Source organism: Bacillus cereus group sp. MG16 (assembly GCF_040459875.1).
Lineage (GTDB): Bacteria > Bacillota > Bacilli > Bacillales > Bacillaceae_G > Bacillus_A > Bacillus_A paranthracis.
Window position 1 is genome coordinate 2020923 of the sequence record NZ_JARVHE010000001.1, and the last position, 13673, is coordinate 2034595.

Genomic DNA, 13673 nt, shown 5'->3' on the forward strand with positions numbered 1-13673 from the left:
GGAATCGGGCTGTTCGGAAAAATTCGATGTGTTCAAATACTAATTAGTATAAGATAGATATATAACTTATACTGATTAAAGCTTTACTGTACTGAAAAAATAATATTCACAAATTTTAATAGGTTTGGTATGATTAATTTCGACAAGTTAATCGAGGCCGGAGATATTTGAGGTAAGCCATAAATTTATTTATTTAGGGATACAGAAGTGTCCTCTAAATAATTTATGGCTGGAATGTCAACACTAGACTGGACAATTTTTATAAGGTCTGTTTCTTATATTCCACTGGCGTTAAATAGCCTAGTGTTCCGTGAATTCGAATGTTGTTAAACCAATGAACATAATCATCAAGTTCAAGAGCGAGCTGTTCAAGAGAAGCGAAGTGTGCTCCGTTTGCGAATTCTGTTTTAAACACTTTGAACATCGCTTCGGCCACAGCGTTATCGTAGGGGCAGCCCTTCATACTTAATGATCGTTGAATTCTGAATGTTTCTAAAGCCTCTGAAATCAGTTTATTATCAAACTCTTTTCCTCGGTCTGTATGAAACATCTTGATGTTATGTAAATTTCCTTTAATACTCGCTAATGCTTTATACACAAGGTCTGCTGTCTTATTTGGACCAGCACTGTAACCTATAATTTCTCGGTTGAAAAGGTCCACAAATAAGCATACATAGTGCCATTTTTTTTCAACACGGACGTATGTTAAATCACTGACAACTACAGCTAATTGCTCTTCTTGTTTAAACTGACGTTGTAACTCATTTTTGATTGGTGCTTCATTACAGGTTTGTTTATACGGCTTGTATTGTGACACCGTATAATTTGATACAAGTCCTAATTGTTTCATAATTCGACCGATTCGACGTCTAGAAACGACCATCTTCTGTTTCTTTAATTCTACTTTGAGTTTACGAGTACCATAGTTACTACGGCTTTCTTTAAAGAGTCGTTCTATTTCGTTGGAAAGCTCAACGTCTTCTTTTTCATGTGCGTCTTGTTCACGCGGCTTGGCGTGATAGTAGTAGGTACTTTTGGCGATGTTAAGGACGTTACACATTGCTGATACTGAATATTTGTGAGTGTTATTTCGGATCACATCTATTTTCGTCCCATGATCAGCGCTGCTTGCTTTAAAATGTCATTCTCCATCATTAAACGTTGATTTTCTTTACGTAATCTGATTAACTCATTTTCTTCTTCTGTCCGATTTTCTTTAGCAGTAAATGTCCCAGTTTCTTGATGATTCTTAATCCAGCGATCCAACGCAGAAGGCGTTATTTCATATTCTCGACAGATATCTGCACGGGACTTTCCATTTCCATATAGCTTTACTAATTGAAGTTTAAATTCTGGTGTAAAAGTTCGACGTTGACGTGACATAGTAGCACGCTCCCTTAGGTTAGTATGTTAAGTCTACTAGCCCTTATAGTATCTGTCCAACTTAGTGTAGCCGATTCAGGCTTTTTTTATTGATGAAATGTAATTAATAGGAAGTTACATGTGAATAGGAGGGATATGGAAAATAAATAGTATAGTAATAACATAGGAGAATTATATTTGTAAGATTGGAATTTTAATATAGGCTTATAAAAATAATGAAAGTGTATCTTCTATTTCGTGTAAATCTTATTAACTTGTTGAAATTTACAACGTAGGAAGGGTTAAAAGGATGAGAAAAATTATTAGCGTATTAGTTATTTTCTTTATGACGGGAAGTATTTTTGCTGGGGGAGCTGTTCATGCGAAAGCAGAAGGAAAGCATGAGTGGAATAAGAATAAGTTTTTAAATATTGCACATCGCGGAGCAAGTGGACATGCACCTGAGCATACTTTTGCTTCTTATGATTTAGTGAAAAAAATGAAAGCGGATTATTTGGAGTTAGATATTCAATTAACTAAAGATGGCCAATTAATTGCAATGCATGATACAGCAGTTGATCGCACGACAAATGGAATAGGTGAAGTACGAGATAAAACATTAAGTGAAATAAAAAGCTTAGATGCAGGATCTTGGTTCAATAAAGCTTATCCAGAAAAGGCTAAGCAAGAGTACGTTGGTCAAAAGGTTCCGACTCTTGAAGAAATCTTCCAAAAGTACGGAAGAAGCATGAAGTATTACATTGAAACAAAATCACCAGATGTGTATCCAGGAATGGAAGAGAAATTATTAGCTTTATTAAAAAAATATAATTTAGTAGGTCAAAACATGTCTTCTAGCCGTGTTATGATTCAGTCATTTAGTAAAGATAGTTTAACAAAGATTCATAGTATGAATAAAAATATTCCGTTAGTTCAACTGCTTTGGTATTATCCAAATGAAAACAATGAGATTGTTGAATGGTCTGGCATTACACATGAACCGAAAAGTGTAACAAATGAAGATTTTCAAGAAATTAAAAAGTATGCAGTTGGTATTGGACCGAACTTACGCAATGATAACGGAGAACTAATTATTGATGAGTCATATATGAAAATGGCTAGAAATAATGGTCTGTTAATTCACCCTTATACAATTAATGAGAAACCAGATATGAGATTGTTAATGAAATGGGGTGCTACAGGAATGTTTACAAATTATCCTGATCGATTACATAGTGTGTTAAAAGAAAAATAAATAGGAGAAAAGGTATACCGACATTTTGGTATACCTTTTTCTATTATGCTAGATTATAGTAATAGGATACATATTCTTCTAAACCTTCAACCTCATTTTCAGGTGGCTCAATGCCGCCCTTTCTACCGTAGCAAATATTTCTCAAGTATTCTCCAAAAATCATAGAGCGACTTTTTTCATTTTCCATCCAATTATATCTATTAATTATAAACTCACCATCGAAACTTGTATCAAATGTATATGGGATACAAGTAATAGTTTTAGGTAAATGTTTTTTTAATACTCTGTATTGCCGACCAGCGCCTAAGCTTTTGCAAACAAATAGTAGCCGATTAATCTTTGTAAAATCAAAAATCTTTTTCGCTTCTATTACATTAGCGATAGAATGGAGGGAGTTTTTCTCGAACATGATAGCGTCTTTTGGTACGCCGTGTTCCATTAATTTATTTACAATTACTTCTGCATCTGACAAATCCCCATAATTCCAGCTCGGATGTTTCATACCATGCAAACTAGTACCGCCTGTAACAATAATTTTATTTCCTAAACCTTGTCGATAAGCTTCTAGAGGAGCTTGCCAATTGCCGGGGTGAGAACCGCCGAAAACGAAAATGACATCACATTTTTGTGGTGTTATTTCTTTTAGAAAAGCGATTTCTGTAATTTGATCGATTTGTTTTTTCGTAAGAGTAGGGACATCAGGATATTTAGGTATTACCATTTGAAAACCTCCTATATAATAAAATGACAAATTCATTATATAGCGATTTTAATAAGTGGAAAAAGGGAAGCTTTTCATTTGAAAGTACCCCTTTTAAGATAACTCTCCAATAAACCAAATCTCTTTTTCATCGATTGCATCCTCATCATAAATGACTTCTTGAAAGCGCAACATTTGAGGAGTAGGACAAATTGAAATTCCCCATGTTTCCCAAAAATCAATTTCATTCGAAAGAAGAATCCATTTTTGAAATTCATTATTTCTATTGAAAAAGTTATGAAAGTAGTCATCGTTTTTGAATACGATAATTTGCGATCTCCATAAATTCTCTATAGAAATTAAAGCAACAACTCGATATGTATGTGTATCACTCGGTTTTATTTTTATTAAATAATTTACTCGATCTATTAAGGTTTGTATACATAACCGTTTTACTTTTCTAGGTGTTTTATGAGACTCGATAAAATCTTGCGAAACGGGTAAAGGCATATACCAATATTCATCGTTATAGAAAGTAGAAGGGAACGTTTTTGTATGTTCCTCAATTCGTTTTATCATAGCGTTTGTTTTTCGTTTTATCCCACGTATTTTCTTTTTATGCATTGTGAGTTACCTCCATAAATTTTTGTAATGCAGCTGAGCGAAATATATCGTTTCTAGTAATGAAAGTAGTAGGAACTTTTTTGAAGCTATTTGGTAAAGGATTGAATGATACGTTATGTTCATGACCCTTTAAAATTGATTTCATCATAATCGCTACGCCCATACTTGATTTTACACATGCAAGTATCGCTTCAATTGTTCCGAACTCTAATACTCGCTTAGGCGAGATGTCTTCTTCTTGAAGCCAGTCTTCTAATAAACTTCTATAATAGCAACCGTGACTAAAGGCAAGTAAATTCATATCTTCTATGTCTTTAAGAGAGGATAAAGTTTTTTTACTAATGAGAACTAATTCTTCTTCATGAAATACATTTGAATGAAGTTCATTATGCTGAGTAGAGCCAGCTATAAACGCTCCGTCTAGTTTTCGATCTAATACAAGCTTAATTAGTTGTTCGGTCGTATTTGTTTCTAAAATCAATTCGACTTCTGGGTACTTCTCATAGTAGGTCGTTAATATAGAGGGGAGCCTTACCGCAGTTGTAGATTCTGTACATCCAATTTTTAAAGTGCCTTTAGGTGTAGTTCCATTACTTTGAACCGCTTTTATAGATTGATCCATTAAGTGGATAATTTGTTTGGCGTACGTTAATAAAATCTCACCGTTAGAAGTTAAAGTTACACCTTTTCCGTTACGGTAAAATAAAGGCACGCCTAATTCATTTTCTAGTTGTTTCATACGCATTGTTACGCCTGATTGTACATAATTTAAATTTTTCGCTGCGTGAGAAATATTATTTTCCTTCGCGACTTCGAAAAATACAGTTAAATCTTTTATGTCCACGTATCATCCCTCCAAAAAGATATCAATTTTTTTGATGGATTATATGATGAATCTTTATTTTATATGATATCAGAACTTTCATACAATGGAAGAGGATGGAGGGATTATTGTGTTAATGGAAGAAAGGCTGAACAGTACTTATAAGTGGGTGATGTTAATTGTTGCGACGATTGCTCAAACAACAGCTACACTTATAACATATGGTGTCGGGGTTTTCGCTTTATTTTGGAAAGAAGAATATGCGCTTACGAATATGGAGAGTGGATTGTTAGTAAGTGTTGTAAATGTTGGACCGTTATTTTGTATGCTTTTTGTCGGTCGGCTACTTGATCAATATAATGAAAAAATATTAATTTCTATCAGTTCATTTTTGCTAGGGAGTTCGCTTTTACTGACTAATATAGTAAGTGGATTTAATGGGTTATTATTTGTACTTTTATTAATAGGAATGTTTTATAGTGTTTCCCAGCCAGGAGGAAGTAAAGTGATTTTAAAATGGTTCCCAAAAGAAAATCGTGGGTTAGCGATGGGAATAAGGCAAGCTGGTATACCGATTGGTGGCGCGTTAGCGGGAGTGTTAATCCCGTTTCTTACAGTACAATATAATATGACTTACGCGATCAATAGTATCGCATGCATTTGTATAATTGGAGGAGTATTATTTTTTGTGTTTTATAAAGAGCCATATGTTCAGGAGGAAGCGAGGAAAGGACATAATAAAATTTCCTTTTGGATGGAGCTAAAAGTAGTGATCTGTAAAAAAGAGTTGTATCCAATTTATATAACGGGTATTTGCATGATTTCATTACAAATGGTGTTAGTTGGACACTTCATGAAATTTTTAGCAGGGGAACAATCGATTACATCTATTGTAGCCGGAACAGTATTTTCAGTTATGTTCTTTTCTGGAATGATTGGTCGTGTTGCATTAGCAACTATTAGTGATGTGTTGTATAAGGGGAATCGGCGTATACCTTTATTTATAGCTGTCTGCGCTTCTATCGGCTTGATGTTATTGTTAGTAATGAATATACATACAATAACGAGTGGAGTCTTGTATAGTGTAAGTGCATTGTTAGGATTCTTTTCAATTGGATGGTTTAGTCTTTTTATAGCCGAAGTTGCTGAATTGGCAAGTGAAGAGTCTGTAGGAATAACAGTGAGTGTAGCACTTACATTAAATCAAATTGCTATTATTGTTGCACCTGTTTTATTTGGTTATATTGTGGATGAGAAAGGGTATGCGTATGCGTGGTTATGTATAGTAGTATTGTTAAGTATCTCGGCAGTCAGTTTATATAGAAAAAACAAAAAAATAAAAGAAAGTTAGCAATGTAAATTTTTTATGAAGAAAATATAAAGAAATGCCGAGTGAGCGACATTTCTTTTTTTATTTGTTGTATAATCAAAGTATAAATGAGATTCATTTTCAATGAGGTTCATTGCCTGTAATTTTAGCTATAATGATTTGTTTTTCTTTATCGTTATTTACATGATTTATTTTGTTTGAAAATTTTTAGTATCATTTCCTTTTAAAGTTATAATCTATTTTACTTAATATTAAATTATAACTATATTTTATTATAGGATAATGAAACGTCATATCATTTAAACGATTGTTTCTATCTGTGTTTTTCATCGTAACAACTCCGTTTCTTATCTTGTGTAACAAATGTTACATAATATGTTGAAATTATAGTAGGGTGCATCCGATTGTAAGGTGGAAATTTTGCAAGAAAGAAATACAATAGAGAGTAGTCAAAAACTGAATATGAGAAAAAGGAATCTAGTTCATTTAGGTGAATAATAGGTAGTATTATAAAATATTTGAAAATTAAAAGATATAGAACAGAATGGATGTACGTTAAGTGAAACTATATAAAAGAGGGTTCCTATTATGCTAAAGAAATGGTTAATCGTTTTCTTTGTTTTTGCTATTTTTTGTGGGAGTGTCGTTGCACTAATACATGCAAATAAAGATAAGAAATATGATATAAAGGCATTTTCTAATTTAAATAGTAAGCAAAAGGACGATATGCAAGAAGTTGATGCAACTGAGAAAAAACGCTATGAAGCTGTAGCTGGAAAACTAGATCAATATTTAAAAGATAAAGGATTTAATGGGAGCGTTCTTGTAGCTAGTAAAGATCATGTGATTTTACGAAAAGGTTATGGATATGCGAATGTGAAAGATAAAGTAGTAACAACGCCAAGAACGAAATATCGTATTGGTTCTATTACGAAAACGGTCGTTGCAATATCTATTATGCAGCTAAAAGAAAAAGGGAAATTAAATATTGAAGACAATGTAAATAAGTATATTCCATCGTTTCCAGCAGATAAAAACATTACGTTACGAAATCTATTAACACACACATCTGGCTTGCCAGATCAAGGACAAGGTAGGGTGGATGCAGGGTCACGTTTAAAGTTAGTAACGTGGATTGGAGCGCAAAAATTGCAATTTCCTGCAGGGACAGGCTGGAAATATACAGACTATAATTATATGGTGCTTGCATATATTGTAGAAAAAATTACGAATAAACCGCTCGCTGAATACGTGAAAGAAAATATTTTTACTTCTGCTGGCATGTATGAATCTGGAATGGGGGCGACTCTCCCAGAAGATATTTTTTTAGCAGAAGGTTATACGAGAAAAGATAATGAATTAATAGCTGCCCCCCGCTTAAAAATGAACTGGTTGTATGGGTGTGGTGAAATGTATACAACTGTTGAAGATATGAAAAGATTAGATGAGGCAATAATGGATGGAAAGCTGTTATCTAAACAAAGTGTATTAGATATGTTTACTGCATCACCTGCAAGAAAATATGGATTTAGTTTCTATACGTATCCAGATTATTATCATAACCACGGGGTATTAGCAGGTTGGAATACTTTTAATAATTTTAACTGGGATAAAAAAACGTTTGTCATATTATTCTCTAACGTCCAAAATGGTATGAATGATGCATTTAATCAAGAGTTTAGGAAAATGGCGAATGATTTAATAGAAGGAAAGGGAGCATGAAAGAGAAAGAGCCTCTAGCGAGAGGCTCTTCTTTTTTATAAAGTTGAAAACTCTTCAACAAGTTCACTAAAACGATGTAATGCACTTTCAATCGGTTCTGGCGTAGTTAAATCAACCCCAGCTTTTTTCAGTAGATTTAATGGATAATCTGAACTTCCACCTTTAAGGAATTCGAGATAGTTTTTCTGTGCATTTGGATCGCCGCTCAATAACTTATCTGCAATTTGGATTGCAGAAGCGAATCCAGTTGCATATTTGTATACGTAAAATGGACGGTAGAAATGCGGTATTCTAGCCCATCCGTATTTTACTTCTTCGTCAAATACGAGGGAGTCGCCATTATACTCTCTAAACAAGTTTTCATAAACTTCGCTAAAGACTTGGGCATTTAATGGTTTACCTTGCTGCGCCATTTCATGTGTGATTTTTTCAAACTCAGCGAACATGATTTGTGTAAAGAAAGTGCCTTTAAATTTATCGATGAAATGGTTTACTAAATGATTACGTACATTAGCATCTTTTGCTTCTTTTAATAAATGATGAATTAATAGCACTTCATTTACTGTAGAAGCGACTTCTGCAACAAAAATAGTATAGTGTGCAGAAATTCTTGGTTGATATCCGTGTGAGTAGTGCGTGTGCATACCGTGTCCACATTCATGAGTGAGAGTAAAAAGGCTATTTAAATCATCGTGATGATTTAAAAGAATGAAAGGATGAACACCGTATACACCAAAGTTATAAGCACCGGAACGTTTTCCTGGCGTTTCTCTCACATCAATATAACGTTTATCTTTAAAGCTTTTTAATGTTTCAATATATTCTTCACCTAATGGAGCTAGTGATTCAATCATGATATCAAACGCTTTGTCATATGGAATGTCTTGTTTTACACCCGCTACTAAATCAACGCTCAAATCGTACTGGCGTAGTTCATCTACATTTAATTTTTCTTTTCGAAGTTCATTATAAGTATGTAGTGATTGAATGTTTTTTTTCGTCGTATCAATTAAATTTTCATATACTTCTTTCGGAACCATGTCGCCAAATAATGATTTTTCTAAAGCTGATGGATAGTTTCTTAGCTTTGAAACAGTAACATTATTTTTAATAGCAGCAGATAAAGTAGAAGCGATAGAATTTTTTAATTGTACGTATGGCTTGTAATAAGCTTTATAGGCTTCTTTACGTTTCTCGCGATTCTCATCTTCTATTAACTTTGCATACATCCCGCGTGTTAAATTTACTTTTTCTCCATCATCATTTGTAATTTCTCCAAATAGTATATCTGCATTATTTAACATGCCGTATGTATGCTGAGGAGAGGAAAGTGCTTCACCCATTTGTGATAAAATCTCTTCTTGGTCCTTATTCAATACGTGTTTTTTATAACGATATAATTCAAATAAGTCTTCTTTATAATATTGTAAGCCTTCTGCTTCTTCTATGTAAGAATGTAATGTGTCTTCATCTATGCTAAGTAAGAATGGAGAAAAGAAAGATTTAGCCGCACTTACTTTCACGTGCAATTGTGACACTTTATCAACAAGAGATTGAGCGTCAGTATCACGCGTATCAAGATCAGACTGTAATCGTGCATAAGCAAACATTAAAGATATTATGCTAGATATTTCTTCGCTCTTTGTTAAATAGGCTAATAAACTATTGCCATCGTGAATGTTTCCATTAAACTCGTGTAATTCATTCGTTAATACTTCAATTTTATGAAAATCGCTTTCCCAATCTTCAATGGTATCGTAAATATCCGTTAAATCCCATTTCTCTTTCTCATCTACTTGTAGTCGCTCTTTAAGTTCAGTCATAATCATTTCCTTTCTAAATATGTAGTTATATTCCTATATAACTATGAAATACAACAAATTGCAAAAAATCCCTGCTGAAAATTAAAAAGCCTTGCTAAAAGGCAAGGCTAAACAAATTATAATGTAATTCCGAATTTTGAATGTAAAAGATTTTTATATTGCACATCTGTAACTTTTTCTTTCATTTTTTTACCGGTTTTCGCTATTGTTAGACTATCCTTCGTTAAAGAAGCATGCCCATCTTCAGTTAGTTTTACAATAAGAGGTACTTTGTTAAATGGTGAGCCATCATGTTCAACAATAATTTTTTGTACTGCATTTGCTTTTTTTTCATCCACTTCTTCTATATAAAATGCATAGCCTAACGTCCAATCATCAGTAGAAGATTGATCCAAAAACTCATTATTTTTACGCATCTCTAACATGTAGTTTCCTTTTTCGGTCATTTCTTTACGAATACGATAATCTCCTGTAACGGATTGAACGACTTCACCTGAGAAAGGAACAGGTGCAAGCGGTAAGTATGATCCGAATCCAACTTCAATTAAATAAAGCTCATTATGATGTTTTAAAACGGTTGCGATATGTCCGGAATCAACAGCCCATATGGAATTTGCAGCGTTATACACTGTTCCTGAAACGAGATAAACATCGAATCCAGCATCTTTAAGGAAATAATACATAGTAGGATTGAGTTCATAACAAAGACCACCACGATTGTTTACTAAAATTTTTTCTTTTAGATTTTCTTTTGATATTTCCTTAAAATTCTTTTCGAGAACATTTAAGTTTTCAAATGGGACAGTTTGTGCCATCGCGTACATAATGTTAGGTAAATCTTCAAATGAAACTTTGTCTTTTTCTTCTATATGTAATCGTGCGAAAAATTGTTTTTGAAAGTCTGTCATAGAAACCCCTCCGTTAAACGATTTATATATATTGTATCTAATATTGCAAGAGGAAACATCTGCATATGTGCGTACGACTAAAGTATGACACCTTTACTTCTTGCTATACATATAGTATGATGATTTCAGTAAATTAGATTTCAATGACCATAATATAAAATAATGAGAGGTGCTTTTTGTGAGTGCGGTAGGTACTAAATAGGAAAAATTGAATGAAATAAATCGGATAAGAACAGGGGATTTTTATGTATACCATACCCCTAATTTTGTCATGGATTTATTTCGATACCTATGAAGATACCTACAATACTTTATAAAGCGTGTAATAAGGGGATTGCCATCCGTTTTTTATGGTTTATTTCCCCATATGTTATTACTCATGCCTTGTAAATGTAAAAGCTGCGGTATCCCCGCAGCTTTTTTGTGTATATTTTTAATGTTTAAAAATGGTAATTGAATAATGTAGAACTCATTGGAATCTAATGAGTAGGTATCTTCATTTATGATAGAAATCAATCATAGTGAGGAGAAACAAAATGAATACGATGACTTTTGAAAAGTTACAATATAACGAATTAAAGGATATAGTGAAATCTTATTGTGTAAGTGGATTAGGAAAAGAATTAATAAATAAATTAGAGCCGAGTGCAAGTATAAAAGTAGTAAGGAATCGATTGAATGAAACAACCGAAGCGCGAGCTATATTAGATGCAGAAGGGCATGTTCCTTTCTTCGGTATTTCAAATATCGCAAGTACAATTCAAAAATTAGAAAAAGGGATGATTTTAGATCCAGAAGAATTAGTAAGTGTTTCAGACTTTTTACGTGGATGTAGAAAAATTAAAAAGTTTATGTTAGATAAAGAATTTTTTGCGCCAGTATTAGCTTCTTATGCAAATTCAATGACTGAATTTAAAAGTATTGAAGAGGAAATTAACTTTTCAATTAAAGGAAATAGTATTGATTCTGCCGCTAGTAAAGAGTTGAAACGAATTCGAAATAACATGGATTCGGTAGATGGGAAAATAAAAGAACGTTTAACGAAGTTTTTAAATAGCAGTGCAAATAAGAAGTATATCCAAGAATTCTTTATTAGTAAGAAGGACGATAGGTACACGATTCCGATTAAATCTTCTTATAAAAATCAAGTTGCGGGGAGTATAGTTGAAGCTTCCGCTAAAGGTTCTACTGTATTTATAGAACCACATACGGTTACAAAGTTAAATGTGGAACTCGCAAGTTTGAAAGCAGAAGAAGCGATGGAAGAATATCAAATTTTAGCGACTTTATCAGGAATGGTAGTAGAAAATATTTATCATATAAAAATTAATATGGAATTGATTAGTCAGTATGATATGGTGTTTGCGAAAGCGAAGTTTAGTAAAACAATTGATGGAATAGAGCCGAAGTTAAATGATCATGGCTACGTTCATTTAGTAAATTGTAAGCATCCGCTTTTAAGCGGAAAAGTAGTACCATTAAACTTTGAAATCGGTCAAAACTATCGTAGTTTAATTATTACAGGGCCGAATGCGGGCGGGAAGACAATTGTGTTAAAGACGATTGGATTGTTAACATTAGCGACAATGTCAGGTTTGCATATTGCCGGAGATAAAGAAACAGAAATTGCTATTTTCGAAAATGTATTTGTAGATATTGGTGATAATCAAAGTATTGAAAATGCACTCAGTACATTTTCATCACATATGAAAAATTTATCTGAGATTATGAGGATGTCAAATAATAATACGTTGCTATTGTTTGATGAAATAGGAAGCGGGACTGAACCGAATGAAGGAGCAGCACTTGCAATTTCTATTTTAGAGGAGTTTTATCTTGCAGGATGTATTACAGTTGCGAGTACGCATTACGGTGAAATTAAACGCTTCTCAGAAATGCACGATGATTTTATGAATGCAGCGATGCAATTTAATAGTGAAACGTTAGAACCACTTTATAAATTAGTAATCGGTAAATCAGGGGAAAGTAATGCGCTTTGGATTGCGAATAAAATGAACGTAAGAGAACATGTACTGAAAAGAGCAAAAGCGTACATGGGAGATAAAGAATACGCATTAGAAAAAGTGAATGAAAGTAAAATTAGAAAACCGAAATTCGTGCAAGAAAAAAGAGAGTCCCATTATGAGTACAAAATCGGTGATCGTGTAAATTTATTGGATCATGATGATTTTGGTATCATCTATAAGGAAAAAGATAACTTCTATAACGTCGTTGTATATTATAACGGTGAATTCATTGAAGTGAATGTAAAACGTATTACTTTAGAGGTATCAGCAAAAGAATTATACCCAGAGGGATACGATTTAAATACACTATTTGTCGATTATAAAGAAAGAAAAATGCAGCATGATATTGAGCGCGGATCAAAAAAAGCACTTCGTAAAATCCAAAAAGAAATAAGAAAAAATAGAGGATAAGTTAAAATGGTAACGATTAGACAAGAACGACAAACCGATTATAGAAAAACGGAAGAAGTTGTACAACAAGCATTTTTAAATGAAGAATTTAGTGATAAAAAGGAACATGAACTTGTAAAACGTATTAGAGAGTGTGACGCATTTATTCCAGAGTTATCAATTGTTGCAGTAGATGAAGAAATAGTCGGTCATATTATGTTATCTAAAATTACGATAGAACAAGATGGAGCTTCTGTAGATTCATTAGCGCTTGCACCAGTATCAGTTACTAGGGGCTATCAGAAAAAAGGAATTGGTGGAAAGCTTATAGTAGCTGCGTTAGAAAAAGCGAAAGAACTTGGATACGGATCAGTTGTAGTATTAGGACATCCAAAGTACTATCCGAAATTTGGTTTTAAGAAAGCAAGTGAGTGGAATATAAAGGCACCATTTGAAGTGCCTGAAGAAGTGTTTATGGTAATGGAATTAACAGAAAATGCTCTTGAAAGTGTAAAAGGAGTTGTACAATATTCGAGTGCTTTTGCTGAGTAGGAGTATCGGTTAAGAAATGTAATCATAAAAGATGCTATCTTTTTGTATGGATATACAGAAAGGTAGCGTTTTTTATTAAGTGAAGCTACTTACATATATTTTGCTCAATGAATAATTTTGGTGGTAAAATTGATATAGAAATGTAAAGGGAGAGAAA

Annotated in this window: 11 protein-coding genes and 1 pseudogene; 5 read left to right on the forward strand and 7 right to left on the reverse strand. The window is 33.1% G+C overall.

Annotated features, from left to right (window positions below):
- Positions 1-259 precede the first annotated feature (259 nt).
- Positions 260-1383 (reverse strand): IS3 family transposase gene (locus tag QCI73_RS10380; protein WP_085964333.1). Its coding sequence is split into 2 segments (ribosomal slippage): positions 260-1137 and positions 1137-1383, totalling 1125 coding nucleotides; the frame shifts between segments, so codons are not numbered across the junction.
- 289 nt (positions 1384-1672) lie between these two features.
- Between QCI73_RS10380 and QCI73_RS10385 the strand changes: the two genes are divergently transcribed.
- A complete protein-coding gene (locus tag QCI73_RS10385) occupies positions 1673-2617 on the forward strand; it encodes a glycerophosphodiester phosphodiesterase (protein ID WP_353822849.1) in 945 nt (314 codons plus the stop codon).
- A 43-nt stretch (positions 2618-2660) separates the two neighbouring features.
- On the opposite strand, the gene QCI73_RS10390 is transcribed toward QCI73_RS10385, so the two are convergent.
- The 3 genes from QCI73_RS10390 to QCI73_RS10400 all read right to left on the reverse strand — a co-directional run bounded on the left by QCI73_RS10390 (position 2661) and on the right by QCI73_RS10400 (position 4785).
- On the reverse strand, positions 2661-3338 hold the full coding sequence (locus QCI73_RS10390) for a YdcF family protein (RefSeq protein WP_353822850.1): 678 nt from the start codon (positions 3336-3338) through the stop codon (positions 2661-2663).
- Between the two features lie 93 nt (positions 3339-3431).
- On the reverse strand, positions 3432-3941 hold the full coding sequence (locus QCI73_RS10395) for a DUF3916 domain-containing protein (RefSeq protein WP_262725984.1): 510 nt from the start codon (positions 3939-3941) through the stop codon (positions 3432-3434).
- Entirely contained in the window at positions 3934-4785 is an 852-nt protein-coding gene (locus QCI73_RS10400; protein ID WP_262725983.1) for a LysR family transcriptional regulator, read from the reverse strand. Before QCI73_RS10400 ends, QCI73_RS10395 begins: the two co-directional genes overlap by 8 nt.
- 85 nt (positions 4786-4870) lie before the next feature.
- On the opposite strand from QCI73_RS10400, the gene QCI73_RS10405 reads away from it, so the two are divergent.
- Positions 4871-6115, forward strand: coding sequence for an MFS transporter (locus QCI73_RS10405; protein WP_353822851.1), 1245 nt, complete (start codon positions 4871-4873; stop codon positions 6113-6115).
- A 99-nt stretch (positions 6116-6214) separates the two neighbouring features.
- Here QCI73_RS10405 and QCI73_RS10410 read toward each other — a convergent pair.
- Positions 6215-6424 (reverse strand): annotated as a pseudogene (locus QCI73_RS10410) (hypothetical protein).
- A gap of 258 nt (positions 6425-6682) precedes the next feature.
- Here QCI73_RS10410 and QCI73_RS10415 point away from each other — a divergent pair.
- Positions 6683-7816, forward strand: coding sequence for a serine hydrolase domain-containing protein (locus QCI73_RS10415; RefSeq protein ID WP_353822852.1), 1134 nt, complete (start codon positions 6683-6685; stop codon positions 7814-7816).
- A gap of 35 nt (positions 7817-7851) precedes the next feature.
- Here the strand turns inward: QCI73_RS10415 and pepF are convergent, their stop codons facing one another.
- Together pepF and QCI73_RS10425 are read right to left on the reverse strand one after the other, a co-directional pair.
- Positions 7852-9639: an oligoendopeptidase F gene (gene pepF, locus QCI73_RS10420; RefSeq protein WP_353822853.1), complete on the reverse strand. Its 1788-nt coding sequence runs from the start codon at positions 9637-9639 to the stop codon at positions 7852-7854.
- 116 nt (positions 9640-9755) lie between these two features.
- Positions 9756-10547: an arylamine N-acetyltransferase family protein gene (locus tag QCI73_RS10425; protein WP_353822854.1), complete on the reverse strand. Its 792-nt coding sequence runs from the start codon at positions 10545-10547 to the stop codon at positions 9756-9758.
- A gap of 536 nt (positions 10548-11083) precedes the next feature.
- Between QCI73_RS10425 and QCI73_RS10430 the strand changes: the two genes are divergently transcribed.
- A complete protein-coding gene (locus QCI73_RS10430) occupies positions 11084-12985 on the forward strand; it encodes an endonuclease MutS2 (RefSeq protein WP_353822855.1) in 1902 nt (633 codons plus the stop codon).
- 6 nt (positions 12986-12991) lie between these two features.
- Positions 12992-13516: a GNAT family N-acetyltransferase gene (locus QCI73_RS10435; RefSeq protein ID WP_353822856.1), complete on the forward strand. Its 525-nt coding sequence runs from the start codon at positions 12992-12994 to the stop codon at positions 13514-13516.
- Positions 13517-13673: the final 157 nt, after the last annotated feature.